Annotated in this window: 26 protein-coding genes and 1 pseudogene; 12 read left to right on the forward strand and 15 right to left on the reverse strand. The window is 41.2% G+C overall.

Translation table 11 applies throughout. The features are described 5' to 3' along the window. Nucleotides 1-354: 354 nt before the first annotated feature. The 3 genes from BMY70_RS21235 to BMY70_RS21250 all read left to right on the forward strand — a co-directional run bounded on the left by BMY70_RS21235 (nt 355) and on the right by BMY70_RS21250 (nt 4,716). Complete coding sequence (locus tag BMY70_RS21235; RefSeq protein ID WP_090338275.1) at nt 355-2,715, forward strand: ABC transporter permease; 2,361 nt, start codon at nt 355-357, stop codon at nt 2,713-2,715. Between the two features lie 454 nt (nt 2,716-3,169). Next, a complete protein-coding gene (locus BMY70_RS21245; RefSeq protein WP_143072139.1) occupies nt 3,170-3,559 on the forward strand; it encodes a hypothetical protein in 390 nt (129 codons plus the stop codon). A gap of 482 nt (nt 3,560-4,041) precedes the next feature. Beyond that, on the forward strand, nt 4,042-4,716 hold the full coding sequence (locus tag BMY70_RS21250) for a DJ-1/PfpI family protein (RefSeq protein ID WP_090338278.1): 675 nt from the start codon (nt 4,042-4,044) through the stop codon (nt 4,714-4,716). 133 nt (nt 4,717-4,849) lie between these two features. Here the strand turns inward: BMY70_RS21250 and BMY70_RS21255 are convergent, their stop codons facing one another. Next, a complete protein-coding gene (locus tag BMY70_RS21255; protein WP_090338279.1) occupies nt 4,850-5,356 on the reverse strand; it encodes a hypothetical protein in 507 nt (168 codons plus the stop codon). Nucleotides 5,357-5,504: 148 nt separating this feature from the next. Here BMY70_RS21255 and BMY70_RS21260 point away from each other — a divergent pair, with 148 nt between their 5' ends. Both BMY70_RS21260 and BMY70_RS21265 read left to right on the forward strand, forming a co-directional pair. Then, a complete protein-coding gene (locus BMY70_RS21260) occupies nt 5,505-6,842 on the forward strand; it encodes an AAA family ATPase (protein ID WP_090338280.1) in 1,338 nt (445 codons plus the stop codon). Nucleotides 6,843-6,847: 5 nt separating this feature from the next. Next, nucleotides 6,848-7,465 carry an RloB family protein gene (locus tag BMY70_RS21265; protein WP_090338281.1) on the forward strand — a complete coding sequence of 206 codons (618 nt, stop codon included), beginning with the start codon at nt 6,848-6,850 and terminating at the stop codon, nt 7,463-7,465. Between the two features lie 30 nt (nt 7,466-7,495). Here the strand turns inward: BMY70_RS21265 and BMY70_RS21270 are convergent, their stop codons facing one another. Beyond that, the gene (locus tag BMY70_RS21270) at nt 7,496-7,900 is read right to left on the reverse strand and encodes a helix-turn-helix domain-containing protein (RefSeq protein WP_090338282.1); all 405 of its coding nucleotides are present in this window, start codon (nt 7,898-7,900) and stop codon (nt 7,496-7,498) included. On the opposite strand from BMY70_RS21270, the gene BMY70_RS21275 reads away from it, so the two are divergent. The 3 genes from BMY70_RS21275 to BMY70_RS21285 are packed head-to-tail and all read left to right on the forward strand — an operon-like array spanning nt 7,872 to nt 11,021. Beyond that, nucleotides 7,872-8,990, forward strand: coding sequence for a hypothetical protein (locus BMY70_RS21275; protein ID WP_090338283.1), 1,119 nt, complete (start codon nt 7,872-7,874; stop codon nt 8,988-8,990). The genes BMY70_RS21270 and BMY70_RS21275 overlap by 29 nt on opposite strands. Before the next feature lie 21 nt (nt 8,991-9,011). Next, nucleotides 9,012-9,269 (forward strand): hypothetical protein, encoded by a 258-nt coding sequence (locus BMY70_RS21280; RefSeq protein ID WP_090338284.1) that lies wholly within the window; start codon nt 9,012-9,014, stop codon nt 9,267-9,269. Nucleotides 9,270-9,314: 45 nt separating this feature from the next. Then, complete coding sequence (locus BMY70_RS21285; protein ID WP_090338285.1) at nt 9,315-11,021, forward strand: HEPN domain-containing protein; 1,707 nt, start codon at nt 9,315-9,317, stop codon at nt 11,019-11,021. A gap of 531 nt (nt 11,022-11,552) precedes the next feature. Here the strand turns inward: BMY70_RS21285 and BMY70_RS21290 are convergent. The 5 genes from BMY70_RS21290 to BMY70_RS21310 form a co-directional block, all read right to left on the reverse strand. Further along, the gene (locus BMY70_RS21290) at nt 11,553-12,179 is read right to left on the reverse strand and encodes a hypothetical protein (RefSeq protein WP_090338286.1); all 627 of its coding nucleotides are present in this window, start codon (nt 12,177-12,179) and stop codon (nt 11,553-11,555) included. A gap of 13 nt (nt 12,180-12,192) precedes the next feature. Then, nucleotides 12,193-14,514 carry a TonB-dependent receptor gene (locus BMY70_RS21295; RefSeq protein WP_090338287.1) on the reverse strand — a complete coding sequence of 774 codons (2,322 nt, stop codon included), beginning with the start codon at nt 14,512-14,514 and terminating at the stop codon, nt 12,193-12,195. After that, the gene (locus BMY70_RS21300) at nt 14,511-15,452 is read right to left on the reverse strand and encodes a DUF4249 domain-containing protein (RefSeq protein ID WP_090338288.1); all 942 of its coding nucleotides are present in this window, start codon (nt 15,450-15,452) and stop codon (nt 14,511-14,513) included. Before BMY70_RS21300 ends, BMY70_RS21295 begins: the two co-directional genes overlap by 4 nt. Nucleotides 15,453-15,671: 219 nt before the next feature. Continuing rightward, a complete protein-coding gene (locus tag BMY70_RS21305; RefSeq protein ID WP_090338289.1) occupies nt 15,672-16,883 on the reverse strand; it encodes a sensor histidine kinase in 1,212 nt (403 codons plus the stop codon). Nucleotides 16,884-16,891: 8 nt separating this feature from the next. Continuing rightward, nucleotides 16,892-17,677 (reverse strand): LytR/AlgR family response regulator transcription factor, encoded by a 786-nt coding sequence (locus BMY70_RS21310; protein WP_090338290.1) that lies wholly within the window; start codon nt 17,675-17,677, stop codon nt 16,892-16,894. Nucleotides 17,678-18,062: 385 nt separating this feature from the next. Here BMY70_RS21310 and BMY70_RS21315 point away from each other — a divergent pair, with 385 nt between their 5' ends. Both BMY70_RS21315 and BMY70_RS30975 read left to right on the forward strand, forming a co-directional pair. Continuing rightward, complete coding sequence (locus BMY70_RS21315) at nt 18,063-18,677, forward strand: porin family protein (RefSeq protein WP_090338291.1); 615 nt, start codon at nt 18,063-18,065, stop codon at nt 18,675-18,677. A 10-nt stretch (nt 18,678-18,687) separates the two neighbouring features. Beyond that, complete coding sequence (locus BMY70_RS30975; protein ID WP_177197088.1) at nt 18,688-18,993, forward strand: hypothetical protein; 306 nt, start codon at nt 18,688-18,690, stop codon at nt 18,991-18,993. A gap of 87 nt (nt 18,994-19,080) precedes the next feature. Here the strand turns inward: BMY70_RS30975 and BMY70_RS21325 are convergent, their stop codons facing one another. From BMY70_RS21325 to BMY70_RS21355, 7 genes are all read right to left on the reverse strand, one after another. Further along, complete coding sequence (locus BMY70_RS21325) at nt 19,081-19,929, reverse strand: relaxase/mobilization nuclease domain-containing protein (RefSeq protein ID WP_090338293.1); 849 nt, start codon at nt 19,927-19,929, stop codon at nt 19,081-19,083. Further along, a complete protein-coding gene (locus tag BMY70_RS21330; RefSeq protein WP_090338294.1) occupies nt 19,926-20,588 on the reverse strand; it encodes a plasmid mobilization protein in 663 nt (220 codons plus the stop codon). Before BMY70_RS21330 ends, BMY70_RS21325 begins: the two co-directional genes overlap by 4 nt. Nucleotides 20,589-20,881: 293 nt before the next feature. After that, nucleotides 20,882-21,415: a hypothetical protein gene (locus BMY70_RS21335; protein ID WP_090338295.1), complete on the reverse strand. Its 534-nt coding sequence runs from the start codon at nt 21,413-21,415 to the stop codon at nt 20,882-20,884. Next, nucleotides 21,408-22,109, reverse strand: a complete 702-nt coding sequence (locus BMY70_RS21340; RefSeq protein WP_177197089.1) for a P-loop NTPase family protein — start codon at nt 22,107-22,109, stop codon at nt 21,408-21,410. Before BMY70_RS21340 ends, BMY70_RS21335 begins: the two co-directional genes overlap by 8 nt. After that, nucleotides 22,106-22,444, reverse strand: a complete 339-nt coding sequence (locus BMY70_RS21345) for a hypothetical protein (protein ID WP_090338297.1) — start codon at nt 22,442-22,444, stop codon at nt 22,106-22,108. The genes BMY70_RS21340 and BMY70_RS21345 overlap by 4 nt, the downstream gene beginning before the upstream one ends. Next, the gene (locus BMY70_RS21350; protein ID WP_090338298.1) at nt 22,441-22,740 is read right to left on the reverse strand and encodes a helix-turn-helix domain-containing protein; all 300 of its coding nucleotides are present in this window, start codon (nt 22,738-22,740) and stop codon (nt 22,441-22,443) included. The genes BMY70_RS21345 and BMY70_RS21350 overlap by 4 nt, the downstream gene beginning before the upstream one ends. 121 nt (nt 22,741-22,861) lie before the next feature. Then, on the reverse strand, nt 22,862-23,752 hold the full coding sequence (locus tag BMY70_RS21355; protein ID WP_143072141.1) for a hypothetical protein: 891 nt from the start codon (nt 23,750-23,752) through the stop codon (nt 22,862-22,864). A gap of 295 nt (nt 23,753-24,047) precedes the next feature. On the opposite strand from BMY70_RS21355, the gene BMY70_RS21360 reads away from it, so the two are divergent. Further along, nucleotides 24,048-24,779 (forward strand): hypothetical protein, encoded by a 732-nt coding sequence (locus BMY70_RS21360; protein ID WP_143072142.1) that lies wholly within the window; start codon nt 24,048-24,050, stop codon nt 24,777-24,779. A gap of 577 nt (nt 24,780-25,356) precedes the next feature. Beyond that, nucleotides 25,357-25,953, forward strand: a pseudogene (locus BMY70_RS31375) (DUF4011 domain-containing protein). Nucleotides 25,954-26,041: 88 nt separating this feature from the next. On the opposite strand, the gene BMY70_RS21375 reads toward BMY70_RS31375, so the two are convergent. Further along, on the reverse strand, nt 26,042-26,292 hold a 251-nt coding region (locus tag BMY70_RS21375; RefSeq protein ID WP_177197092.1), incomplete at its 5' end, for an ATP-binding protein.

Genomic DNA, 26,292 nt, shown 5'->3' on the forward strand with positions numbered 1-26,292 from the left:
CAGCCGCGGTAAATAGCGGGTTACTCTTGTAGCCGTCATTTTTTGCTTTGTAACTTTCGTTGCACTGACTGACAACCTGTGCGGCTGGTGTTTTCCATTAAGCATCAAACATTAATTGCTTATGCTGCTCTACATATATTGGTTATCAATACTCTGAATTGAAAATGAGGCATATGAGATGGAGCCCAAATAGTGGTATGCCTTATCCACCTGAGTTTTTATACATATGCTTAGAGGGCTAATAACTTCGTTGGTACAGGCACAGTTAACAGATAGATAGCGACATGCTTATGGGATGTTGCAACATTATTACTATTAAATTAGTAATACTTATTACACTTTTAATCCTTAGCCATGATCCGAAATTATTTAAAAATTGCTCTTCGCAATTTGCGTGCAGGCGGCTGGTATTCTGCATTGAATATCGGCGGCCTGGCCGTGGTGCTGTCCGTGAGTATACTCCTGTTTTGGTGGGTTCGAAAGGAGCTGAGTTTTGACCGTTTTCATAGTGATGCCCAGCGGATTTACCAGGTTAATGTTCATTTTGGTAAAGGTGAGAATGAATATACATCCACCTCGACGCCCGGGCCGATCGCAGCCGTAGCCTTCAGGGAAATTCCCGAGGTGGAAAGTGCTGTGCGCATGGGTGATTATCTATCAGCAACGTTCCGGGCAAACAACAAAATATTTACGGAAAAAGATAACCTGGCCTATACAGACACAAATTTCATTGAAATCTTTGATGGCTTTAAAGTGCTATATGGAGATAAAAATACACTTTTCCCGTCCCCTGATGCGGTTGTGATTTCCGAAAAACTCGCCCGTAAGTTTTTTGGAACGGCTGATGCTATTGGGAAGACATTCACTAACGTTCAAAACAATACCGTCTTCACAGTAAGCGCAGTTTTAGAAAATGCCCCTGACAACTCATCATTTAGACGAGATATTTATCTGAATCTAGCCATTTTGAAAACCCTTGATTCAAAAAAAGGTGCTCGCCGCTCTGTGGACGAGAATTGGGATGATTATGGCTTTGGAACTTATATCAAACTGGCTGCCCATGCCGATCTGTCAGTGGTTGAAAAAAAGTTAACTTCCTTGCAGATTAATGCCCAGGTAAACCCATCTAATCCGTCTGAATTCCTGTTACAGCCGCTTACCGAAATCCACCTTTATCCGGTTGAGGGCAGTGAGTCAGAGAGCAAGCAAGTGGGTATGATGGGAGCCGTTGCGCTGCTGCTGCTCAGCATTGGCTGCATCAACTATGTGAATCTTACCACGGCCCGCGCTACCAGGCGGTCCAAAGAAATCGGCATTCGCAAAATCGTAGGTGCCGGATCACCGCAGTTGGCCATGCAGCTGCTGGTGGAATCATTGCTTACATTAACCTTGTCTCTGATTTTGTCAATCGGACTATTGCAGGCGATGCTGCCATTTTATGCAAGTATTACCGGCAAGTCGGGCAATTTTTCACTATTTGATATACACACCTGGCAAATTCTGCTGGGTGCGCTTACATTCTGTTTTGTTATGGCAGGGGTTTATCCTGCATTTCTGATTTCAGGGTTTAGTCCGGTTCAGGCCTTAAAAGGCCGTTCCAACCAGGTGAGTGGCGCTTTGCTACGAAAATCGTTGGTCGTAGCGCAGTTCGCACTGGCCACTATGCTCATTGTAGGCACGTTTGTCATTGGCAGTCAAATGCGTTTTATCAGAGATCGTGACCCAGGCTTTGACCGGAAACATACCTTCTCTTTTGATGGGCGTAATTTTACACTTCAAATCAAGCAAGCACTCCGTGGCGAGTCGAGCATCCTGGGTGTAAGCACCTCTACAGATACACCCGTCAATATTTTAACGGGGACATTATCAACGGATTGGGATGGAAAACCGAAGGATAGGGCACTGATTATGGCTCAACTCAGCGTAGACCCTGATTTTATTCCAAATTTTAAATTAAAACTGCTAGCCGGACGGAATTTCAGAGGTACCAAAGCAGATTCAACTTGCATTATTTTAAACGAGACGGCTGTCAAACAAACCGGAATAAAAGATCCAATCGGCAAGCGGTTCAAGCTGAATGACACCGAAGGGACCATCATTGGTGTTGTGAAAGATTTTAATATCACCTCAATTCGCGAGCCGATCATGTCTTTGGTTATATTCAGTCATCCAAATCAAAATTATAGGGTTCACGTGCATACAACGCAAAAGCTAGCACCACAGGCTTTAAAGAAAGCCGAAAGGTTGTGGAAGCAGTACATGCCAGCTTACTCATTCGAGTATGCTTTTCTGGATGCGGACTACAATGTGCTCTACCGTACTGATGAGCAAACCAGGCAACTATTTAATTTTTTTGCAGGTATCGCGATTGTGATCTCATGCCTTGGACTTCTGGGGTTAACATCCTTTACCACTGAACAGCGCACCAAAGAAATAGGCATCAGGAAAGTGCTTGGTGCAACGGTATTGAACATTACTACGCTACTTTCCAAAGATTTCGTCAAACTTGTCCTGATTGCCATCGTGATCGCTTCGCCCATAGCCTGGTTTGCCATGGATCATTGGCTCAAGGGTTTTGCTTACAAGGTGGAAATTCATTGGTGGATTTTCATGTTGGCTGGCTTGTTAACAATGACAACGGCACTTGTGACTATTTGTTTTCAAAGTGTCAAAGCGGCAATGGTCAACCCGGTACAGTCAATCAAGGCGGAGTAAAAAAATAAAGTTTGCTGCCATGAATTCCGCTGGCAGCAAACTGATTTCATCGAATTAATGTGCTCCGAGTTAACACTCCTAGGTGCTTAATGGTATATATGCACTGAGAGAACAAGAAAAAAGGTGCAGGCTTAGGTTTGCAATATATTGTTTCGTCTCATCAATTTTACCCCTGGATATAGAAATCTCCGGCCCATCCGTCAGCAACAGAAAATCACCGGATTCTTTTTTCCGGCTTCTGATGGCTTCCTTGTTTACTCCATTTGGTCTTGCGGATTTAAGATTCCATTTTGTAACAGACAAACGAATCTATATTTTAAAAATTAGGTATACTCCTGCATTCATCGAAAGCAAATATGCATCTTTGGCGGGTGTGGCACTCGGTTTCGGATGGCGTTAATACAACCTTTTAGGTTTAAAAAGAGTCTCTTATTTACAGAAAAATATGAACCTTATGAACAAGCTATTTATTTATATACTCTTGCTTACTAGCGGTTTCTTTGCTTCATGTGAAGAGAAAATAGAAGCTCGCTCGGAAACACAATGCTTACAGGCCAAATTTATATCCAAGTATTGTAACGGTACGAGCGAACCCCTTTACCTGGTAAAGTTTCCATCACCTACTTCCTTAACTAAAAATTATTCTGGTGATGATGCCAATCCCACTTATGTTGCTGCAATGCTCGATTTGCCTGAGTCTGTTCAAATAAACGATACCACTTTTTACATGCAAATTTACCGCGATCCACAGAGGGAGTCAAAAGTGATAATAGGTATTTGTACAGCGAACTTTGGGCCAGCCAGTATACTTGTGTGCGAAGGTGTTTCGCAGTCCTGCCCTTAATAACAGAACACTAACATGCAAACACCCATTGTGTGACGTGTTCTTTGAACCTTGCGAACCATTATCTATACATCGCCATACCTTGGATCAGTGCGAAATTTCCGGTAAACCAATAATTGAATCAGTTTCTGACGTCGGGTTCTTCATAAACCTGCATCAATTTATATGGGGGTTCCGCGATTATAATTACCATAAACCGCAATCAAAACCGAAAACGGCTTATGGTAATCTGGCATTTATTACAATGCCTTGGTACGCGTGATCGGCTAAATTTAGAAAATCTATTTTTCAATTACAATCCATCTACGCTTGAAGATCGGCGTAGAAATTTTTGCATCTGAAATATTATCTGGTTGATTGTATATCTTTGACACTTAGGTAAATGTTGTATCCATTTCCCATACACTCTTTTAACTACGAACAGCCGGAGCCTAGGCTTGAGATTTAAACTATAATTATAAAATTGTATTAACTTTCTCAAAATGAAAATTGCATTTCTTGTCTATCATGACATAACAGCGCTCGATTTATTTGGACCCTTAGATATCTTCAATCGTGTAACGTCTTGGAAAACAATGCTGGTTAGTTGCACTTCTGGTCCTATCAAAATTGGTCAGGGTATACACATTGAACCGGCGGAGATACTTACCGAAAATAGTAGGTTTGACGCATTTGTAATTCCAGGAGGCTTTGGACAAATTGATTTTTCATATAACCCTGACAATTTGCGAATAATACGGAGCGTGTGCTTGAATAGTAAATTTGTGTTAACTGTTTGTACGGGATCAGTAATTTTGGGCTTGTGCGGCTTGCTCATCGGAAAAAAGGTTACTACTAATAGATCCGCTTTTGATATTCTCACGCGCTTAGGAGCGACGGTGATTTCCGAACGGACTGTTGAGGATGGGAATTTTCTCACTTGTGGTGGGGTTTCCGCCGGCATCGACCTTGCTTTTATGTTTGTCAGAAAATACGCTGGTCATGCGGAAGCACGAAGAATACAGGCAGAAATTGAATACAATCCCCAACCTTTGTACGTATACCAAACACTGGAGGATGATATACAACTTCAAGAGGTTCTAAAACGCCAATCTGGTAAAGTAAATAGTATTCGTCAGGCACAGGTTGATTACTTTATAAACGCCAGCGGGAATTGAAATAAATGTCCAAACAAGGTATACAAATTAGAGTATGTTTCCTTATTTGTAGCGGCATTGACCACCGCATTTATCGCTATTTCTTTTGCTAATTTTAGCCAAGTAAGTTTGTTTTTAGTCTGTACCAATTCAATTAATAGGTCCAATTTTCTTTCCAGATCATCAAGCCGGTCGGCTGGAAGACCGATTTTCTGAACATGTTTTTTGGAGATATCCAGATCATGCTGGTCAATAATTTTTCAGGTTCTGAGAATGGTACGTTTTCTTTGAAATCAATTGTTTTAATCCCTGAACTCAGCTCTTTCGGAAGCTTATATCTTTTGTATCTTTTTTCCCATGGATCCATGTAGGATTCTTCAGTGGTCCACTTCTCAATACAATCTATCCAGGTATTGAGTTCAGTCATAACGCTGTCAAAATCGATACTTTGAGCGGTTTTAACAGGATAATTCTTCTCGAATCTTGTTCTTTCGATGTTAAACCAGTGAAAGGATGTGGTTTCGGTAATTTTGATCCATAACTGCTGATTTGGATCAAAAGTTAGTAGTATTCCATCTGTCACATCACTTTTCAAGACTTTTTTTTCTAATCGGTTCTGGCGAATGATCTCGTAAATTTCGTCGCGATACGAGTTTAACATAAGAATTTATCTACGGAGTAAAATTATACTGAACTGAAAAAAAGTTTGTAAAGTAGTAAAAGAGGTTCATAGATATTCCACTGAAAATCCTCTTACTTTTAATTTTATTGCTTAAATTTACAGATACTTCGCAAAATTGCAACTTAAAATGATCCATTATCTAAAAATTAGAAATTTTGGCGCAATCAAAGAGGAAGCCGAAATAAATTTTGAGGTAGCCGAAGGTGTTGAAGAGGATGCCTATGAACAGGTGATGGCCGACGGTCGAAAATTGTTGAAGCTGGCATATATTTATGGTGCTAACGCTTCCGGAAAGACTACGTTTTTGCAGGCATTCGAATTTTTGAGAAAATTGCTGCTGAAACCTATTGAGAACAAAGCAGGTGAGCTGGCATTTGATCCCTTTCTTTTTTGCGAGCAGGCCTACAAGAAACATTCTTATATGGAGATGTCCTTTTATAAGGAAGGCCTCCGCTATGTATATAGTGTAAATTTTAATAAGCAGTCCGTATTAGATGAGCGGCTGGTATTTTACCAGACTGTACGGCCAACCGAGCTTTTTACAAGAGAAACCGATCTGGAAAAACGCCTTGCCAAGATCCAGTTCGGAAGCAGGATCAAAATACCGGCCAGAGAAAAAGACCTGCTGGAAGGTAACACCTTACACAACAATACGGTACTGGGCGCCTACGCTAAAACCAATGCTGATATTCCCGAACTGGAGGAGTTAAACAAATGGCTGAACACCTATTTTTTAGGGTTGATTACCTCAGCAAACAACTTGACCGAAGTTACAGCACAACTCATCGACAGAAATCCAGGCATTAACAGCTGGATAAACGATTTTCTTAATAAAGCGGACAGGCAAATCATGAGCGTGCAGGTACCGGAATCCAACGATCAGATCGGAATGCCGCTGGAAGATGCTTTTCATAATGAATTCAAAAATAGTATTCTGGGGACGGATAGAAAGTTTGCCAGCAGCGCTGGCGTGGCTGGTATAACTAATGTAAAATATTATGGAGGCCCAAGTGAACGAAGAATAGAGTTCATCCATCAGGTAGGCAAAGAGGACAGGTATGCGCTTTCCATACAAAAGGAGAGTAGTGGCACAAAGAGGTATTTCGGCTTAGGTGGGCCATTGTATGAATTGATTCATGGTTCACACATTGTGTGTATCGATGAGCTTGAGACATCCTTACACCCTGACTTAATGAAGCACTTTTTACAAGTGTTTCTGATGAATTCGACGTACTCTCAATTATTGATAACGACCCACAATTTCTCGCTGATGGCTGATCAGGATTTTATCCGTCGCGATGCGCTGTGGTTTAGCGAAAAAGCGGTCGATGGTTCGGTGTCACTATTTGCCGCATCTGATTTTGATACAACTACGCTGAGAAAGGAAGCGAACCTGATTAACGCCTACAAGGCAGGAAGACTGGGTGCTAAGCCCAATTTAGGCTCTCCGTATATCACCCAGTAAATATTATGGCGAGAGCTTTTAAAAATAAGAGAGCGAAACAGACTGTTGCATTGGTTGGAGATGGGCAGACGGAGAGAATTTATTTTGCCAACGTCCGTGATAGTGATAGGCCAGAAAACCTGTCTATTTTCCCTGACTATCCAAGAAGAATTGGTAGTTACAAGGGGGTGCTGGATCGGGCTCTTGCACTCAAAGGGGATGGATACGATCATGTTTATGCATTGATTGACATGGATAAAATAATAGATGAAGACCGAATTTTGGAATACCGCCGGGTAAAAGCGGCTGTACAAAAAGCTGGGGTGATTGTCCTTGAAAACAATCCGTGCTTTGAAATCTGGATATTACTTCATTTCGTGGCCACCGGAAAGCTTTTTGCCAACTGCTCCGAAGTAGTCGCCGAACTTAGAAGAGTAAATGATATGGCTGGCTATGAAAAAGGGGAACGTTATTTAGTAAATGCAAGGCTGTATGAGCGCTTTAAAACACAGCTGTTGGAACATGCAGTTCCTTATGCAAAAAGACTGGAAGTAAACCGGGAGGATTTTGATATCAGGTACCCCCGCTGTGAAACTTACCGCTTTTTTGAATGGTATTTTGAAAATATCTTAGCAGGTCAATAAATTCGATTACAAAATCTCTTTTAAAGGTTTCTAAAAATCAGTTTTCCCCTTCAACAACTCCACTTTTTCCCTCTCACTTTGAAGCAAGCGTTCAAGTAATGCTACCTTTTCATCATAAAGCTGAATAATCTTCTCGAGAGGATTAATGGTGCATAAATAATTGTTATTATTTGAGCTATTATCGCCAAAACTATTTCCAATAATATTGAACACAGCTTCTTCGCTAAAATTTTTAATTCCTTCAACGGGCACTCCTAAGATTTGTGCAATCTGTTCTAATATCTGTTCTTCCAAAGTTTCGCTTTGTTCAATTTTAGACACAGTCTGCTGACTGACTTTCAGCTCAAAAGCTAAGGCTTCCTGCTTAAGTCCGCGGAGTTCGCGGATTCGGCTTATTTTGTGTCCTATGTGGTTGGGTTTTGTTGATGTGCTCATAGTTACAAATATAAAAAAACTTTCAGGGAACGGCAATTTATCCGAGCAGGTAATATACGCATCAAAATTGGTAGAATACAAGTCCGTTTGGTTCTATACCTCCCTCGCATGTTTTTCATTTGCTAAAAAAATAGCATATGGAAAATTTAAACAATGCATCAAATCAGGAGCCGACCAAGGCCAGCGACCAGCCAACAGCAGCTACGATAAATCATATTACGTTATGCAAGATAATAGTCTGGATCGAAATGACAGTTGGACAGGGAAAATTACCTCCCTAGCGCGTGGTGCGTCTAATCAATTTAGGCTGAAACCAATTGTGGATCTTTTAATAGCCGCTATCTCACCGGAGCGGATATTTATGATTAGCTACAAAGGCCTGCCGCAGCATCATATTGACAGCTATACCGAAATACTCGTGACCCTTGATGATGATGAACATGTAGATGAGGACCAATATCTGAATTTTGTTAAAATGGCCTTCTCTCAACATCCGGATATTTTAGTCTCTCTTGGAGGTGCTTCGGAGGTTAAAGGATATCTCCAATTTGGTAGCCCATATCACTGCTCACATTTTCGAAATCAGTTTCAGGTCTATTCCCGTAAAAGATCTGCTATTACTGAAATGGACCAGGATCAATTAGATAAATTAAAAGCAGAAGCGGACGCGCGTTTCCTGGCTACCTTTTCCAAGGCTCAGCAATTATTGGCCGTGGCTAATAAATTTTTGAAAGAAGACAAGATGGATTTAGGTGCCTTCATACTTTATCAGACGCTCCATCTGCTGTATCAATCCGTCATTAACACTTTTAAAGGTCCAATACCTGAAACATTTTCCGCGGCTGAATATCAAAAGCTCGCAGAAGAGTATTTACCAATCATGGCCAGGAATAACCGCTTCACTCATTTATTAAATAGACTGGAACAGGCCTGCAGCCTGCAGGGGCAGCATAACTTTCAAAATAGTAAAGTTTCCATGGAGCTGTTGTTAATTGATGTTAGCATTTTGATGAACATCTGTGAAACAGCCATCATGTGTAAGCTCAGCCAATTCGATAGCCCCTCTGCAATGCCCGAAACGAAGATTTAACTCATTTAAACTTTGTAAATCATGAGCACAATATTCAATATCAACAATTTCTATGGTGGTAAGGTTATTATTTCCGATTCCGGTAACGAGTGGAGAGCGCTGATCGAAATTTTTATCAGTAAACAGCAGCAGCGCAACGACCGCATTAACCAGTTACTGGAAGTGCTCGCTAATGCAGAACCGGAAGAAAAGCAGAAAGCCATTTCTACACTGCACCTGCTTCAAAAGGATAACGAAGCTTATCTGGCAGCATTCAAGCAAGTCACAAACGGCGAATAGCACTGGAATGTCAACTAATCATCATAAAAACCTTCAAGGGAAATCATGGAAAAGCTTGAAACCAATCGAACTGAAACCGGTTCATTGAAGGGCATCATTGGTCAGATTATCGCGTTGGTCGATGTGGAAAGGATTTATGTGCATAAGAATGAGAAAGAAGAAATCTGTCATACTGTGCTGACCATCCTGATTGCAAATACCTGCACAAAGTCTCCTGCCGAACTGCTGCCCCTTGTCAATATTCTTTTTAACGAGCAACACGAACTGCGCTTCACCCTGCATCCAGCCCATCAAATCAAGGACGCCATAAGCAAAGGCAATCTTTATTTTTACAATATATGTACAGAAGCTAATCTGCGTTACGGTAAAGCCGGGTCAGATTATGAGCTCATTTCAACATCTTTGAACCGGCACGAAATGCTGGGAAATGCCCGGAAGCAGTATGACTTGGAAGAAGAAAAAATCAAAGCGTTTGTTAGTGGAGCAGATTTTTATCTGGAAAAAGAAAACTACGCTCAATCAGCATTTATGCTTCATCAAGCAATTGAACTTAACTACCGGGCTATTGAGCATTTTATAACCGGAAAATCAAAAATCACGCACAGCATCAAGGCACATCAAAAATATCTTGAACCCTACTGCACAGAACTGAGCAACATCTTTTTAGCAGACTTTGAAAGGGATATGGAACTTCTGAGATTACTGGATGATGCGTATCTCGCTGTCCGTTATGAAAACAGCTACCAGATTAATAAACAGGATCTGTCGGCATTGCGGGTAAAAGCCAGCGAAGTAAAATTGGCAGCCCTTAAAACCTATCAGCAAATACTGAATAACTTCCAGCCGTCATCAACGGTCGCTAAACTGCCGGAAACAGTTAAACAACAAAATCAAAAGTTTGATGATTTAGATGTGCCATTTTCATTAATTGAGCAAATATGCGGAAGTTTTGATGTAGAGCGGATTTATTGTTTCGGAAAACGAACGTATCTGGCTTCCCGTTCTAATCCGTTTTACAATATCCCGGCTGAGCATATAGAAAAGGACCATTATGATTTAGTGGTGATTACTTCGGAAAAGGCAACTGAGAAAGCTTCGGATGTACAATGCAGAATAAATGATAACAGCGGCAATCTCTACACAGCTTTACTACTGGCGCATACCAAGCAATCATTTCAAATATCTCTGAAATCCAATAACCGCTTTTTCCATAATCTGCTTCTTTATGGCGTACCAGTGTATCATAAAAAAGGGCTAACTACCGAACCTGCATTACCAGAATATGATCCGTCAAACACATCTTTTCACTGCCAAATGCATTGGCACCAGCGTTACTACCGTGGTAAAGCATTTATTGAAGCAGCTGGCAGCGTATGGGATGAAGGTGAAGAAACGGTCGCTTTATCTCTTCTTAATCAAGGCATTGAACAAATTTGCCTGGGACTCATCTATGTTTTTCTTGGCTACCGGCCAAATCAACATTCTCTATCCCAACTCTTTGACCTTTGCTTTAATTTTACCCCCCTGGCAGACTCTATCTTTCCGCGCAACACGCCCGAAGATCTGAGAATTTTCAATATGCTGTCCAAAAGTGCAAATCATGGGCGGTTCATGATTAATGTATCAGTTGATCCTACTGATACCGGATTAATATACCGGCGGAGTAAAATTTTGATTGAAGAATCGGAGCGTTTGGTTACAGAGAAGCTGAATAAAATTAAGGGGAACCAGCCCAGCTCATACGTTCTGTGACACTTCCATCGCATAAAGCCCGTTACAAGATCACTATTTTGGGTGAGAACCATGCAATGAAATTCACAAAGTCAGGCATGTATTCCTACTAAATCAGTTGACTCTATGAACTTATTCCTTAGTTCGCTGACCTTACGGATTAAAAAAGACAAGTTCGTACTAGATAAGTTTATTTCTTATCAAATTCAGTTTTAATCACTCCGTTTGAAAGAATTTAACGCGTTTTTATTCTCACTTCCTTCCCGGGAATTGGAACTCCTCCGAAATGAGCATCTTAAAAAACCGGGTCGTGTACAAAATGAATATACAGTGTATCATCAGAAAAGTAGCCCAGCGACCAGCTATTAAAACGGAATCATACAATTTGTTTACTACCGACCGATTAAACGCAGTCACGTCCGTCTTAGATTTTGGCCAGTAACTACGAAGCAGATGTGGTGTTAATAGCAAGGATAGCCAAACTAGTGAGGATCCAAAATGTTTTTTTGTTCATTGACAACATGATATTTAAAATTTAAAAGCAAAGGGACATTACCTGAAATATAATGATAATCCCAGACGAAAACGGTTGCCTCTGATCATATCATTTTTTTCATAGTCTACAAGTAGCGGTAGGTTATATTGAGTCTGCAAACCCATATACTTGCCGATTCGACAACTTAATCCCAGTGCCCCAAACATGACGTAATTGTTCGTACTAATTGAAACTTTGCTCCCTGACAATCCATCTATAAATGAAAGCTGGCCTATGTTATACCCTGATGACAATTGTACAAACGGAGTCAGCCGGAAAGGAAGCACATAATAACGGGCGTACAGCTCTGGTGTGAAAGCATATTCCCTTACCCCACCACGATTAAAGCTCGCCCAGCTATTCCCCCGCTTAGAAAATCGATTGGCCACAGACATTTGGAGGCCTACAACCAGGCGGTCAGCAACCACATAGCCTGCCTGGGGGGTCAGAGACCAGCCAGCAATATGCTCACTATTATTTGCAGAAGCATTCAATGAAAAGGTAAGAGCTCCCTTTTTTAAGTTCTTATAAGTGGGACTCTGTGATGACACCTCAATCTGTTCCGTGTTTTGATTTTCCTGCGCAATCAGGTTATTGGTAAGTAATAAAAGGCTGACAAGAGAGAAAAGACGTAATGTTTTCATAGCTGATATTAATTTAAAATTTAAGCGTGTAACCTATATAAGGCAGTATTGGGAAAAATGAAACCTGCTTTATTGTAATCTTCGTTGGCACTAAATCCTGATTCCGCTCAGTTTTCATATCCAGATACAGTGGGTTGTTTCTATTATAAGCATTGTATAGACCTAATCGAAGCTCTGCATTACGTTTGCGGGGCGTTATCAAAGATTTGCTTGCGCCAATGTCCAGCCGGTGAAATGCAGGCATTCTGCCGTTGTTTCTTTTATCATATATAAATCTGGGGCCGCCGCTATTTTCAGTAATAAAGGCCGCTTCCGGTAAAGTGACGGCATGTCCGTTCTGGTAAATAAAACTGGCACTTAACTTCCATTTTTTGCCAATGGCGTAATTTGCGGTTATCGCTACATTATGCCGCCTGTCATACTTCATTGGGTACCATGCTGCATGATTAATTTCCGAAAACTTTCGTTCCGACTTTGAGAAGGTATAAGAGACCCATCCATTGAATTTGCCAGCCTTTTTACTCAACATCAATTCAATTCCCTTCACACGCCCCACACCGTTTTTGATGACAATGTCATCCCAGGAATCAGCAAGCAAGCCGCTAAAATTGGTACCATCAGGATAATCGATCAGGTTTTTCATCTTTTTGGTATAAGCTTCCAAAGACAGTTCCAAACCTCCCTTTGAAAAAGTCTTGTACACACCGAATGACAATTGCGCGCTTCGCGAAGGAACTACCTTCCCTGTGGAAGGAAGCCAGGCATCATAGCCAAAGCCAAAACCGTTGTTGGTAAGTAGATGAACGTATTGATTCATGATGGCATAGCCGCCCTTGAGTGCCCAGTTGGCCGGAAGCGACCAGTTCAACCCCAGGCGTGGTTCCGGATTAAAAAAAGTCCGGTTATTGACATGATACGTACTATAGCGAAGACCGGGATTAAAGTGCAACCTGTCAGTTAGGCTGATATTAGCATCCACGTGAAAGTCCAGCTGCGTTGCGGGGAGCGTTCCCTTTCCGGTCTCAAGCTGTGATCCACTGTAATTGCTATTTGTAACAAAAGGACTAAAAGAATGCCTGGTGAGGTCCAGGCCAAACTTAAGATTCGCACGATTGGAGAGAAAATAGTCAAACTGAGCTTTAGTACCTAAATCCGTTACCCCCGCGTTGGTGTTCCGATAAAGTTTCACAGGTTCCGCGTCCACATTGAGGTCTTCAAAGTTATTGGCCAGCTCGCTAGTGTACTTGGAATAGAGCAAAATGAACCTTGCAAAAAGTTTTTGAGAGAATACTTTGCTATACCTCAGGGTTGCGGTCGTGTTTCCCCAGTTGTTACCCAGTGAGGTTTCCGTTGACCTTCCGTTTATAGCGCTCCATTCCCCGTAGATAAATCTGTCAAAACCATTGTAAAGACTTACGTAAATTTGATCCGTTTTATTAATCTGATAGTTGAATTTTGCGTTCAGGTCATAAAAACGATACTTTCGGTATTCACCATATCCGCTTGTTTTCTTAGGCTGTAATAAGGAAGAAAGTCCCAGTGTGGAAACTCGTCCCGACACAATAAATGAAGCCTTGTTTTTAACGATCGGCCCTTCCAATGTCAGACTTTGGTTGAGCAGGCCAATTCCTACTTCCCCGCCAAATTTCTGGTTGTTCCCATCTTTCATCGTCAGGTCTATCACCGAAGCGAGCCTGCCGCCATACCGGGCAGGGAATGCGCCTTTGTATAAATCTACCGATTTGAGAGAATTTGGATTAAAAACAGAAAAGAATCCACCCAAATGCGTGACATTGTAAACAGGGACTTCATCCAGTAAGATCAAATTTTGATCCGGTGTTCCTCCCCGGATATACAAACCGGCACTTCCTTCCGTTCCGGTGGAAACGCCGGGTGTAAAACTTAACGCCTTCAGTACGTCCACCTCACCCAAAAGCGCAGGCATTGATTTTATTTTGTCCATCGGAATCGATAAACTTCCATTAGGCGCATCCATAGTTTTGATTTCTTTCACAGTTACCTCTTTCAGAAGGTTGTCCTGCGTTAACTTGATATCCAAGGGGAACTTATGCCGGGCAAAATCCTTGATGTATAAAGGCGCATAGCCAACAAAGCTGACTTTAAGAGCGAGGCTATGCGTAGGAATTTCCAGACTAAAAAATCCGTATGCATTTGTCTGCACGCCCGTTTGCGACAGAATGTCCCGCACGGTGGCACCTATGAGCAGTTCTCCGTTTGCGGCATCGCGCACGGTTCCACTGATAATTAATTTTTGAGAAAAGGCTATTTGTACGCTCGTTAACAGGAAAAAGGCAATTACTAAGTATTTTGTCATGGTATTTCGATCACCTTTTCGTTGGAAGCAAAAATAAGCCCGTAACCATTTTTGATATTGGTCAAAGCCCTTTGGGGAGGAAGCACGAGCAGATCGATGCCCTCGGGTTGATCATATTCTATTTTGGCATAATCAAATGCCTCTTTTGTAACAACTTCCACGCGCATGGTAACCTTAGATGCCCATTGAGGAGTGTCAAAATTTCCTTTGCTTGTCTGAATATAGAATTTTATAGGGGTATTGAGCTCCGGTAAGCATTTACTTTTCATCAAAAAGACCCGGGCCGAAAGATCGACTGTAAGTCCCGCGGCCTCAATGTAATAGGTCGATATTTTTTCTGTTGCCCAGGTATGGCAATCTTCTTCCTTCGCAGGTATATTGTCCGTGGCACCGTAAGGACTAGCCGAAACGGTATCCTTATCAAAGTAAGATAAAAATGTAAGTGTGTAATAGCTTTCTACCTCAGCCTGCTGCTCTTTAAAGTATAGACTTACTAAATCTTGGCGCGTCTGATGGTTAATTTCACCAGGTACATCGCGGATTCGTACTACATCAACATCCGGTACATCCAACGGAACCAGTACAGGTGCTGATTCGGCGGCTGGTAGTAAAGGAGCCGAAGCTTTTACAATATAGGTCAACCCTGCTTCAATCACACGATCAGATACGTAAATACCTTTTTCACTGGCCAATGATGATAGTTCAATAGCTTCTTTACCATCCACCAATAATTCCACTTTTGCATCCGAAACGGTGGCGTCTTTTGGAATAGACCCAACGGGATTAAAGGTTTTGGTTACTTGTATCCTAATTGTAGCCCCCGCTTTAAGCTTCCCCCATAAAACCATCTTATCTCCTGCATACGGGATATCCATATCAAGGCTGGCCTCTTTGCAACCAGCCAAAAACAGCAATAGTAAAATAAATGTAAACCTCATTTATTGAAATATGAATAAATATATAAACAGCTAAATATGAGCATATTGATGAGAATCATTCCATAATAATATTACTGATTCATAAGAAACGACTATTGCCTTCGGAAGAATAAAGGTAGTAGTGAAAACAAACCCGTAAAATCGCATTAGACAAAGAGAAGCAAATTTTCGATCAGCTTGCTTTCTCGGAAGACCAATCGACGAACAAGAAAGAGTGAATTAGCGGCTAAAAGTAATATGCAGCGAAATTTGGTAGTTACTCTCAGATTTATGAACCTCAACGAGGTGCTGATCAGGATAATATAGTTGTAAGCGCTTGGTTGTATTTTGCAGGCCAATGCCACCTTGTGATTTATTAAGCTCTTTGCAAGACTGGTCGTCCAGTACAGAAAGGCTATTTTCCACAGTGAAATATAAACCCTGATCCTCGACATCGACGAAGACACGTACGTAAGAATTTGATATAGTGTCCTGAACCCCATGCTTGAATGCGTTTTCTACAAATGAAATTAGCAGTAAAGGAGGAATAGTTATATTTTCCGGCGAGCCTTGCAGTTGAAAGGAAATCTCGACCTGATCCGGGTGGCGAAATCGTTCCAGGTCCAGGTAATTATTAATATACCTCAGTTCATCGCCCAAAAGCACTTTGTCTTCCTTTGTATTGTACAGACTATATCGCATCAGTTCGGCTAATTTCAAAACCAGCATGGTGGCCTCCTGATTGGTATCAAGGGTACGCAGATATATGCTGTTAAGAATGTTAAAAAGAAAATGCGGGTTAATCTGAGATTTTAAGAAGTCAAGTTCCAGCGATAAGTTGTCCCGTTGCAACTCCATTGCCTTACTTTCCAGACTAAGGTTATTCTTCTCAAGTTGTAATTTTTCATTTTCCAGCCGCAGTTTATCCCGCTCCAGCCTTAACTCCCGTCCCAAAGAGATCAATATGTCCTTCACTACTTTAAACAAGAGCATGATGCTTACCACAAAAAACGACCAGGCATAGGTAAAATGCCAGATATTGACATCTTTGAACACACCCAGTAGTCCGTTTGGCTCAAAATATCTGACCCATAACTTTTGAATATAGGAAGGCTTGAGCGGGTCACCGTTGGAAAACTGCTTTAAATAATGGAGCTCAAAATAATTGACAACATGAGCAGCATTTAACAGGATGAACAAAATCAGTATAACCGATAAAAATTTTTTCCGGTACAGAAACACGGGAAACACATAACTTCCAAGAATATAATACACAGCCATCGTCTGACCATACACCACCAGACAGGCATGTGTGGAGACGTATTCTGTATCCTGAATAAGTTTGGAAATGAAAAAGTACTTCAAAAACAACCAGGGTGTAGTCCACAATACAGCAGTAAGCAGCAGACATCTCAGGCGGTCTGACTTAAATTTTGGAAGATATTTCATCATAACACCAGTCACTTCTTATGTTTATTCATAAAGTGCTGAACGGCATCTCTGTATGTAATACCAATATCAATTTTTTTTCCATTGACAGTAGTAATTTCATTTCTATCTATTTCCATGATCGCACTTTCCCTCACGATATAGGACCGGCTAATCCGTAAGAATTTCTTCTCAGGAAGAAGTTCCGCCATTTTTGTTAAAGTTCCATGCGCAATGACCATTTTTTGTGTTAGATGAATTTTCATGTAATCCTTCATGGATTCAATGTAGATGATCTCATCTATTTCCACCCGGACCAATTTTGTGCCTTGTTTTACCAGGATAAATTCCTGCCCGGTTTTAAGAATAGCTAAACCACTCCGTTCTGTTTCAGCTAAATCAGAGGCAACATCGTTTTTCGGAGTTAGCAGCCTGACCACTTCCTTTTCTGTATCTGCGTTTCTTTCAAGGCGGCCAATAGCTTTTAAGAATCGTTCGAAGGACACCGGTTTTAGTAAATAGTCCAATACCTGATGTTCAAATCCATCTAATGCAAATTGAGGGAATGCGGTCACCATGATAATTTCGGGCTTCACTCCGCTAATGCTTCTGATGAACTCAAATCCTCCGATTTTAGGCATTTGAACATCAAGAAATAATAAATCAGGGCTAAGTTTCTGAATCTCAAATAGGGCCTCAACTGGGTTGCCGGACTCTCCGCATATGGTAAGAAAAGGAATCATCTGCACAAATTTTTTGATCACTTCGCGCGAATCACGTTCATCATCAATAATATAGCATCTAAGATTATGTCGCATAAGGGTACCACTTTCAAGTATTCAGACTGGATCATTACATGACCATTATGTAAAGAAATGGAAATTATAACAAACAATCAGTAACAGAAGCATCTCGCTGCACGATATACCGCATCATCACGATTCAGCCCACAATCTGCGGCGAGAGCAGAATTTGTTTATTTTCTCGGCCGGTTTCTGCTCAGAAACAACCAGGTAATTGTGTCACTTTTGATCATTCGTCGATTTGTCGAAAAACTGTATACATCAGAGGAATATTCGCTGGAATAAATCGAATCACGTTTCGGCTTTCCGTCATGGCTGTTACATTAGCTAGCTGTTAACTTGTGCAGTAAGGGTAACTACAACATGATTGAAGATCCATTTCTTAGCTTAACCGGAAACCATGAAAAAAAATATATTGCTTATATCACTACTTCTGTATACACTTATTGTATCAGGCCAAAACAAAATTGATTTTGACGTGCATGCAGGTTACGGGTTATCGTATCTCAAAGGAAGCAATACAGGCATATCTGCAAACTCCGATGTTAAATTGGGTTTTACCGGCGGCATAGGTATGGCGTTGCCATTAGTTAAAATGTGGTTTATTCAGCCTGAAATAAATTATCAAAATATAGGTGGCGGGCAAGATAAGACAGCCATAATTCCCTTGCAGAATTATAAAAAATTTACGCTACAATATGTAAGCATTCCGGTATTGATCAAATTTAAAATACCTCAATCGGGGCTTGGTCTATTTGCCGGGCCTCAATATGGATATCTGTTCAGCAAAAAGCTTAAAACTATCTCTGACACTTTCGTAGGGACAGATAGACTAAGTAAAAGTGATATTTCCGCAATTATTGGGACAGAGTATTTTTTTCCGTTAAAAGGTGGGAATCAAATTGGCTTTTCGGGGCGGTACCAGTTCAGTCTTGATAAGATCGACACTTTTAACAATGACGAGCTTTATATTAAGAATAGGGTATTTACGCTAACCTTGGGGTACCGTTTTTAAAGATATGGATATGAGAAATATTACTTATTGCTTAATTATATCTTTTGAGTTTACCGAAGACGAATTCGTTGGTATTTTATCCTGGCTTAAATATTTTAACGATCATTATAAACAGTATTACAAGCAGGCTATTCCAGGAGTAATGAATCCAGTAGTATCAAAGCGGCTCCGTCTTGATTTTGGTTTATATATTGTTTCTTGCGACAACGAATCTAATCGGGGTAAGTTCGTATTGTACATTTCTGAAAATAAAACGTCTGGCCCCAAAGTAGCAGTACCAGACGTTAAAAGTTTAATAAATACCTGGCATTTGTAAGACTTTCTTGAAAACAAGCTGCAAAAAAGCTACCTATGAACCAAGTAATAAATTCCTATCAAAAGCCCACGATTGCTGTAAACGTATCTAACCCACTTGGAGTCCACGTTTCCTTTCCCTTTTAAGCTCCTTCTTCTCAGTCTGTTTCAGCTCTTCCTGCACTTGTTGTCCTAACCGCTTTTCAAGGTTAGTCAGCGAATAATCCCTTCCAATCTCAGAACCCTTAATCTTGGTTCCGTTCTTAGTATTGACAAAGGCAATACCACGACCAAGATAGGTTTGGTAATTCTGCTCTCGAAGTTTTTCTTTCAGCTCCTGCAATGTGCGGACTTCCCTCAAATTATGATCGATGAGCTCCTTAAGTTTCAGGATCGCTTTGTTAGTATGTTGCTGCTTTTGCCTTTCAGGATCGGTCAGATACATTTCTGGCGTAACTTGAAGCCCCAAAGTCAGCTCCATCTTCCGGCAAAACTTCCCCGTCCGGGCGTAATTGTTAAAATGATCTGCCGTGTTTTTACCATTGTAATTAATCCGGTTCGCGGCGATATGGATGTGCTCATGCGCCTTATCCAGATGCCGGAAAACAATCAGCTGATTGTTTTCAAAACCGAAATCTTTGGCAAATGCTTCGGAGATTTCCCTGATCTGTTCGGCAGTCGGCTTTTCGCCAGGCGGAAAACTGAATGACTGGTGCCATACAAATTTGTTGAGCTTTTTATTTTTATCCCGGTTACCCAGAAACTGGCTCGTCAGACTATCCATGTTGTAACGTCCGTCCGGTAGTTTTTCCAGTGATAGATTCTGAATATAAAGGATTTCGCCCCGAACATCATCCGGACCTAGTTGCTTGCGCTGCTCCGGAGTCAGAAGTTTGTCATAGTAGCAGTAATAAAGCAGCTCTTTGGGGTAATTTCCCAGGTTAACGTTTCCGATCATGACTCTCTGTTTTTTAATAGTTCCTGCAAGGACTGATTAACCGCCTCATGCACCAACTGAGGATTTTCCTGCCGGATATGTTTCCAGGCTTTCACTGCATGGACAACTTCTTCCGTCAGATAATAGCCTTCATATTTTTCGAGGAGCTCTTTGCTTACTTTTAAAATATCGGCTGTCTTTTCCAGCACACTGGCTTTGTTTTCACTTTCAGGCAGTACCTTCCCCAAATACATTTCAAGCTGCTGCATCCACTGCCGAATATCCGACAGGCTTTTTCGGATCGTCCAGATCTCAAAATCTTCAAACACCCATTTGGTAATCAGATCGGAAAGCATCCGTACATTTTTACTGCTGTCCTGCCAGCGCTGCGAGAGCATATCCGCATCTCTGGCTTTGAGTACAGCAAGCGAAAGAATACCCGCCAGCTTTTCAAGGATCAGGATCGTTTCGGCAGTCCTTGCCGGAAGCGATTTTTTCTGTGGCCGTTTGATCGGGCTGTTCAGCGCGAGCGTCAAAAAATACTGGCTGGCTGAAAGCCCGCTTCTTTCAATGTGCTGGTTCAATAGTTCCTTTTGTTCTTTGGTAGCCCATATCGAAAAATGGGATCTTCTGACAATCTTTTCATTTTTGGCTGGTCTGCCTTTTGGTTTCTTTTCCATAATCTTGAAAATTTTTAAGTGGTCTAAAACAATGAGCTATGAGCCCAAAGGCGAATAGCTGGGGGGTCAAGGGGGCTCTGCCCCTTGCAAGCTTCCGCCGGTCGCCGTTTTTACGGCGTATCGGCGATAGCTTGATTTGGGGAAGCCAACGCCTATGATCTATTGCAGCTGAAATGTTTCTATAATGGCTCTTATGATTGCCCTCTCGGGCTGACTTTGGCTTATTCTTGCCTACCTGGATGTACTTGTGCTTAATTTTTGGACTGTTTGAGATCAACAGGAAAGGTTTTAAGTCATTGTAGCCGTTTAAGGGGCACTTTGACCACTTTTTGCCTTTCGTCAAACTCGTAGGTCTGCCCGAAGATGTGTCTGCCCTTTTTGACCGGCTTTAAGATCAGGTAAACAACGCCGTCGTCCTGGGTTAATTCCCCCCGACTGATCAGGTATTCATAGCTGGTCACATTACGGTAGCTGCGGACAGTGTCTTTCAGATTTTCATAATCTTTATACGTACTCATGTAAACGTAAAAGAAAATACCCAGGATCAACGCGCAGACAGCGTACGGAAGACTCCGCCCAAAACCGTAGCGGAAAGCTTCCGGTTTTGAGGCAAAGTGTATCTGTTTGATCGAGCCTTTAAAGGTTTCACTGACACGTTTGTTTTCTCTCAGGTTTGCCAGCAGCTGCATATTCATTTTATCAAACTGCACCTGATTGTCCAGCATCGTGATCGCCGTCCAGTCATCCATCTCCATGCCGTAGCGGGCCAGGTAATCTGCCTTGATAAGCAGCAGCTCTCTCTTCTGCTGTGGAGTCTGATCAGTCATAGCGAAAGTTGATATCGAGTTCTCTTAGCAGTCTTTTTCTTGGACCACGATCATAATCTTCCGGGGCTAGTCCTTTGCTTACTCCAGAGAGTATTTCTGTACCAACGTATGTCTCCGGTTCAAAGTCACCGAACCTTCGGAAAGTGATCCCCATGTTCTCACAGTTCTCAGCGAGTTCCTTTGCCAGTTCAGGGAACTTACGAAATCCGGTAACACTTTCCCACACCGTAATCTTAAAGTCATCTCTTACAACTTTTACCATTTTAAGCAGATATTCAACCGAGGCATTGTATGCACCCGCGCCACCTATGACAATATGAAATTCTATGTCCATATCATCGGCGAATTCCCGTAGTGGTAATTGCACATCATCAAATTCAATTAATGCCGGAAGCTGCTCGCTTTCCGGTGCGCCCAGGTCAATGTAAATTTCCTGATAATGGCTCCGGGACAGCTTATCCAGATAGACAAAAAGATTGTCCCGTTGAATGGCTGCTCTTTCATTCAAAAGACTTACTGTGTCAAGCTTGTCTTCATCTACAAAACTAAGCTGACGTCTGCTTGTAAATGTAGAAGCGTCCATGTCTACAAAAAGACAATTTTCTTTGTGGTGGTTTTTAAGAGCCATCAGATACATCAGAAGCGATTTACCAACGCCTCCTTTGGACTGGGCAATAAAATGTAGCTTTTTCATAATGAGTCAAGTTTAGATCCTGTGAAAATTGGATTTTTCAATTCTTCCTGGTTTGTCCAGATTTCTTTCTTTACGCTCTTCTTTTCTACCGTGTGCTGCTTTGTTTCAGCAGTTTCTGGCTGAGCTGTTTTCCACTGATTGCAATGGGCCCGGATGTATTTGACGTCCTGACGGTTTACCAATGCAATGCCTAGATCGGCATTGATCAGCTCGATGGTAAATCGGGCGGAGTGCTGCTGCTGAAAATAGTGCTCGTAATACTCGTATAGCTTCCTTCGTCTTCTGACATCCCTGCTTTCTAAAAGCCGGATGAGCTGTTCTTTGCTTGCTTTCATACCGGCTGGGTTTGAGATGATAGAGACACATGCTGCCAGCCATTTTGTATTTTCCACTGCAGCAGGACGTCTTTAAAAAAATACAGCCGTCCACCCTGACGGACGTGCGGGATCCTGTTGTGAGCGCATTGGTAGTAAAGCGCGTGTTTTGAAATCCCGCCCAGAAAGACGCGCGCCTGGCGGGTGTCCAGAAGCATAGCGGCGTGTTGTCCGGTGTCCGGTGAAGTAACCAGGACTAAAATGGTTTCCAGATCAGCAACTGTTAGATCGGAGACTTTGGTTTGACTGTTTATCATATTGCAGCTCGTTTTATTAGAACATGCAGCAAAGTTGATCCGAGCAGATGGCAAAAACATTCCCGCGATTCCGGCGGGAATGAAAAGAACATAAAAGTGAAATTTCACGCTCGGATCGGCACTATAAATCCCGAATCAGCAACTTACAATCCTGGACATATTTATGTCGCGGCTGGCGGACACTGCAATTAAAAGCATCCTGCTGCTCGGGTTGAAACGCCTTGACAAATGAGTCTTTTGAAATATGATGAGAAAGCCAGCTATCAAAGAGCGCTGCGACCTGTGTAGCCATGAGCTCCTGAGCGATATGGCCTTGTTTATTGAGCACATAATACAGAGCCGCCAGTTGCAGTCTAGCGCCTCGGCCGATATTTCGGAATCTATAAACGCCATCATTATCTGTTGGAGCGATCCACTGTTCCCGCATCAGGACTGAAATCAACCGCTCAAATTTTTGCTGCTTCGCTTTCTGATCTGCACCGGAAAATATCTGGTAAAAATGTTCATACGCAGACTTTTTCGAAGATTTTACCGGCATTGTCTGAGTGGATGCTGATAGAACAGGTGCCATTGCCGTTTCTAACTCCTGTTTCCATTGGTCGAAATCGATATCTGAGGGTAGCAGGATTCCGGATGGTAACTGTTCAAGCCATCTGTAAATTTCAAAAATTGTCTGCTGCTTGGCTTCCCAAGAGCTGTAATCCTTTCGGGCTAGAAGCTGATCAAAGACCCGGCGGTTATTTTTAAGAAGAAAATGCATTCTTTTCCTTACCATCTCAATCCGCTCTCTTTTGAAAGCCGTCAGATACCAGAAGTTCAGGGGTTTTTCCAGATACTTTTCATAATCATCCAGGTAATTTTCGGTATCATCATAAATCGAGAATACATACCGGTTATGGTAAAGAATTAGCATCCTGTTCAGACATGTGAGCTCATTCTGGTAAAAACTACCTGCGAATTCCTCTGATAGATATTTGAGTAAGGGGTACTGTAAATTTGAATGTAGGTTCATCTTTCTCTCCGTTTTCGTTCTGCACAATTAAACCTGGGTAAAGTCCATCAGGGACCTTAATCACACGAATATAAAAAATATTGGGCGAATTAGAAGACCGAATTGAAATCTAGATGAGACATGTATGCCCTGTATGCATTAATCACAGTAGCGCAATAGGAATGAATAATTTAAGTTTTCCTACTACCAACTCAAAACCTTGGCTGTCCTCAAGCATCCACACATTAGGAAATGTAATTATTTTATATGAAATATACATATTAGGGATATCTAACTGTCAGTATCCTGCTAAGATATGCCAGAACCACTTTTTAACTTTAAAATGAACAACATCAGCGAATTTTTTTCTAAACCGTGGTGGCAGGGTATTTCTGTTATACTGACAGTTCTAGGCATAGCGGTCACTCTATTTCAGTTTCGAAAGAAGAAATTAGGTTATCTGGTGCAATTTTCTGAGTCGATTTTCAATGATGAAGATCTTGATATAGCAAAGCAACTTTCAATTTCTTACAAAAATAACCCCGTTGAATCATTAAGAGTAGTTTCGATAAAAATTATGAACTATGGTTTCTTGCCAATAAAAAGAGATGATTTTCAAGAAGCTATTCAAATTAAACTACAAGGGAATTTAAAAATTCTTTATCATGAGGTAAAATCAATAGTTCCGAATAATCTAAAGATAGTGTGTGCGCAGGACTTGCAATCGATTTTCATTGAACCCACGCTGTTAAATTCAAAAGATACCTTCTCTATTAAAATTGTTTATGACGGAGATGATGCTCAAATCGAACCGGCCTGCAGAATTGTTGGAATAAGCCGTATCAAAGATTTAGAGCTCGTTCGACTCGCTGGCCGTAATCTGTTCGCAATAGGTGTTTTTGCGGCCATCTCGATTTATGCTCTATTTAATTGGGCTTTCTATACAACTCAGCCCGGTTATGTTTTTCAAGTCCTAGGATGTTTATTATTACTAGCTGTTATTTCTTACATCTCCATTTATCGGGATCGGATGATTGAAAATCTATGATTTCAGGAATTTTGGAGTTAAACGGTCTTCGGCAAAAGCTAATTATGAACGAACTGCTTAATATTACAAATCAGGATATTGCAACATTGGAAGATCGGGGTTTTGAATAAGGTTTACTTTATACTGCAATGTAGAATAACCTTTCTACCCGCATATTCTGCCCATCGTGCAGAATATGTGGGTTAAGCATTGGGTAAAATTTAATGTCCACTACTCTAAATGTTACTAAATAATGGCAGTAACATGGATTTACACACCAAATACTTAATCCAAATTTCCCGATGACGCCTATCACAATTATATCCTGAGCTGATGCATCAACTACAAGTAGGTTGACCCATTTTTTATAGTTCTCAATCCTAAAATTTTCCAAATCTCATGTAAGCTAACTCATTGTAATTATTATTAGAAATTTTATGACTAGATATTTAAATGAGATGATAGTTCTGGCAGAAAATATACATTATGTCTCTTAGGAAGTGAGCTAAGAAACACTTAGATTTGAGAATATCAAATTAAAACCTTCCTAATTCTATCTGGATTTGGCACCATGCTCCAGATACTCATAATTTATTATATGTCTGAAACATTACTTCCAAAACTAGAAGCATCAAGAAAAGAACTGTTAGATCTGGGGATGAGAAATTCCCTACTTAACTATAAAATACCTCAGGGGAGAGGCCTTCATATAGTTCAAGAAAAATCTTCTGCCATATACGACATCTTGGTTAGACAAGCCAAAGCAATGACCTTTTTGGGAAGGCCAGGTAAAGAAGAGGATAATGAAACAGATCTGCCGGAACTGACAGAATTGGAATTGACTGATGCATATAACGATACTAGACTTCAAACAAACGAGACAGAGAAAAAGCTTCAGGCAAAAATACTAAACACCTATTATTTCGCTCGCACAAGTATTGAGGAGCAAGGGGTTAACATTCTCTACATCTCCTTGGGAATGCTCAATTGGTATGAGGAAGGAAATAAAGAAAATGCTAGATAAGCCCCTTTGATTTTGATCCCTGTGTCGCTTGAAAGGTCAAGTGCGAATGAGCGTTTTCGTCTGAGGTATACTGGTAGTGATGTTGGAGGTAATTTATCTTTACAAGCCAAAATGCTTGCTGATTTCAACATTACTTTACCAGAACTTCCCGAATTTGAAGAACTTATGTAAGCGGTAACTAACAATGCACCAAAAATGGAAATTAGGAGTGCACCAAAATTGGCAACAGGAATGCACCACTTTGGCAAATATACATGGGTTAATTTTGGGGTTCAAAAAAAGTCTTTCTGTTTTTCATTCGGTAACTTTTTCCACTCATACTGATCACGTCGCATCTGTAAAGCAATCGGTCCAGTAAAGCCGTTGCAAGCACTTCGTCATCCAGCATTTTGGCCCATTCCGTTGCCATTTTATTGGTTGTAATAATAAAACAGGTTTTCTCGTAGAGCAGGTTGATGAAGTTAAACAATGAGACCGCCTGACTTTTTTCTACTGGAAAGAGCATGATAT

The organism is Dyadobacter koreensis (assembly GCF_900108855.1).
Lineage (GTDB): Bacteria > Bacteroidota > Bacteroidia > Cytophagales > Spirosomataceae > Dyadobacter > Dyadobacter koreensis.

Bases quoted from the DNA above. Each gene is read 5' to 3' on its own strand.
- BMY70_RS21255 (WP_090338279.1), bottom strand. From the start codon at position 5,356: ATGTTAAACTCGTATCGCGACGAAATTTACGAGATCATTCGCCAGAAC.
- BMY70_RS21265 (WP_090338281.1), top strand. From the start codon at position 6,848: ATGGCGAGAGCTTTTAAAAATAAGAGAGCGAAACAGACTGTTGCATTG.
- BMY70_RS21340 (WP_177197089.1), bottom strand. From the start codon at position 22,109: ATGAAAAAGCTACATTTTATTGCCCAGTCCAAAGGAGGCGTTGGTAAA.
- BMY70_RS21300 (WP_090338288.1), bottom strand. From the start codon at position 15,452: ATGAGGTTTACATTTATTTTACTATTGCTGTTTTTGGCTGGTTGCAAA.
- BMY70_RS21250 (WP_090338278.1), top strand. From the start codon at position 4,042: ATGAAAATTGCATTTCTTGTCTATCATGACATAACAGCGCTCGATTTA.
- BMY70_RS21285 (WP_090338285.1), top strand. From the start codon at position 9,315: ATGGAAAAGCTTGAAACCAATCGAACTGAAACCGGTTCATTGAAGGGC.
- BMY70_RS21325 (WP_090338293.1), bottom strand. From the start codon at position 19,929: ATGATCGGAAACGTTAACCTGGGAAATTACCCCAAAGAGCTGCTTTAT.
- BMY70_RS21260 (WP_090338280.1), top strand. From the start codon at position 5,505: ATGATCCATTATCTAAAAATTAGAAATTTTGGCGCAATCAAAGAGGAA.
- BMY70_RS21355 (WP_143072141.1), bottom strand. From the start codon at position 23,752: ATGAACCTACATTCAAATTTACAGTACCCCTTACTCAAATATCTATCA.
- BMY70_RS21350 (WP_090338298.1), bottom strand. From the start codon at position 22,740: ATGATAAACAGTCAAACCAAAGTCTCCGATCTAACAGTTGCTGATCTG.
- BMY70_RS21330 (WP_090338294.1), bottom strand. From the start codon at position 20,588: ATGGAAAAGAAACCAAAAGGCAGACCAGCCAAAAATGAAAAGATTGTC.
- BMY70_RS21280 (WP_090338284.1), top strand. From the start codon at position 9,012: ATGAGCACAATATTCAATATCAACAATTTCTATGGTGGTAAGGTTATT.
- BMY70_RS21290 (WP_090338286.1), bottom strand. From the start codon at position 12,179: ATGAAAACATTACGTCTTTTCTCTCTTGTCAGCCTTTTATTACTTACC.
- BMY70_RS21270 (WP_090338282.1), bottom strand. From the start codon at position 7,900: ATGAGCACATCAACAAAACCCAACCACATAGGACACAAAATAAGCCGA.
- BMY70_RS30975 (WP_177197088.1), top strand. From the start codon at position 18,688: ATGAGAAATATTACTTATTGCTTAATTATATCTTTTGAGTTTACCGAA.
- BMY70_RS21305 (WP_090338289.1), bottom strand. From the start codon at position 16,883: ATGATGAAATATCTTCCAAAATTTAAGTCAGACCGCCTGAGATGTCTG.
- BMY70_RS21335 (WP_090338295.1), bottom strand. From the start codon at position 21,415: ATGACTGATCAGACTCCACAGCAGAAGAGAGAGCTGCTGCTTATCAAG.
- BMY70_RS21295 (WP_090338287.1), bottom strand. From the start codon at position 14,514: ATGACAAAATACTTAGTAATTGCCTTTTTCCTGTTAACGAGCGTACAA.
- BMY70_RS21360 (WP_143072142.1), top strand. From the start codon at position 24,048: ATGCCAGAACCACTTTTTAACTTTAAAATGAACAACATCAGCGAATTT.
- BMY70_RS21245 (WP_143072139.1), top strand. From the start codon at position 3,170: ATGAACAAGCTATTTATTTATATACTCTTGCTTACTAGCGGTTTCTTT.
- BMY70_RS21315 (WP_090338291.1), top strand. From the start codon at position 18,063: ATGAAAAAAAATATATTGCTTATATCACTACTTCTGTATACACTTATT.
- BMY70_RS21235 (WP_090338275.1), top strand. From the start codon at position 355: ATGATCCGAAATTATTTAAAAATTGCTCTTCGCAATTTGCGTGCAGGC.
- BMY70_RS21345 (WP_090338297.1), bottom strand. From the start codon at position 22,444: ATGAAAGCAAGCAAAGAACAGCTCATCCGGCTTTTAGAAAGCAGGGAT.
- BMY70_RS21310 (WP_090338290.1), bottom strand. From the start codon at position 17,677: ATGCGACATAATCTTAGATGCTATATTATTGATGATGAACGTGATTCG.
- BMY70_RS21275 (WP_090338283.1), top strand. From the start codon at position 7,872: ATGTGGTTGGGTTTTGTTGATGTGCTCATAGTTACAAATATAAAAAAA.